2 protein-coding genes and 2 pseudogenes are annotated in these 820 nt (G+C 57.2%); 3 read left to right on the top strand and 1 reads right to left on the bottom strand.

Annotated features, from left to right (window positions below):
* The 3 genes and pseudogenes from ACM9ME_RS15440 to ACM9ME_RS15430 all read left to right on the top strand — a co-directional run.
* Positions 1–105, top strand: a pseudogene (locus ACM9ME_RS15440) (IS630 family transposase); the annotation flags it as partial.
* A gap of 17 nt (positions 106–122) precedes the next feature.
* Complete coding sequence (locus tag ACM9ME_RS15435) at positions 123–302, top strand: hypothetical protein (RefSeq protein WP_415644347.1); 180 nt, start codon at positions 123–125, stop codon at positions 300–302.
* A gap of 107 nt (positions 303–409) precedes the next feature.
* A complete protein-coding gene (locus ACM9ME_RS15430; RefSeq protein ID WP_415644346.1) occupies positions 410–703 on the top strand; it encodes a polysaccharide deacetylase family protein in 294 nt (97 codons plus the stop codon).
* A gap of 31 nt (positions 704–734) precedes the next feature.
* Here ACM9ME_RS15430 and ACM9ME_RS15425 read toward each other — a convergent pair.
* Positions 735–820: pseudogene (locus ACM9ME_RS15425) on the bottom strand (integrase catalytic subunit); the annotation flags it as partial.

Raw genomic sequence — 820 nt, 5'->3', positions numbered from 1 at the left:
CGAACCGTCTTGGGCCTGTGGGACCTGATCGGCAGGCTCGTCGATATCTTCCAGCCCACCGAATGCGCCAATTACTTCAGTTCGTGCGGTTATGATCCAGACTGAACGGAATCCGCTCTAAAGTGCTGACTTTGATCACGGTCGTTATCGGCTTGGCGGGGGCGATTGCGGGCATCTTCGGCATGAACTTCGACACTCCCCTGGCGAAAACCGGTCTTTGGGGCTTCTTGGTCACTGTCATGGTAATGGCGACGTTATCGGTCGCTGTCTTTATGATCGCGCGCGCTCGCAAATGGCTTTGAACGCAAGGGGTAAAGATGCAGCTCTTACGATCGTCACACCGAACGCTTGGGTATCGCCTGTGCGGTGGCGCTATACAAACGAAACAAACCATTAGAACGAGAGTGATGTGAGTTCAAAATTAGCGGCACTGCTCGCCGCCGCGATGGTTTTGTTCGCTGGTGCTGAAGCTCGCGCCAAACGCGCGACGATCGCAATCACTTTTGATGACTTGCCCGCGCTGACCATTCTGCCGGACCAGCGGTACGTCACTTATCTCAATGCCGTGATCCTACGCGGCCTTAAGCGCTACCGCATACCCGCGACGGGGTTCGTAAACGAGGCCAAGCTGGACGAACTTGACCGCGAGCAGCAGATCGCAATTCTCAAGCGGTGGGTCGATGCATCGATGGGTTTGGGCTGACCTGCCCCCGGCGAGTGGACCGGGTTGATTGTTAGTGGATTATGCTCGCCGCCGCCATATCCGGGCGGAGGTGGAGCGAAGCGGAACCGGAGGCCGGATATGGCGGTGAAGCCGTTT

It is taken from the genome of Sphingomonas antarctica, from assembly GCF_965137005.1.
Taxonomy (GTDB): Bacteria; Pseudomonadota; Alphaproteobacteria; order Sphingomonadales; family Sphingomonadaceae; genus Sphingomonas_O; species Sphingomonas_O antarctica.
This window is presented reverse-complemented; position numbering and strand designations above follow the sequence as displayed.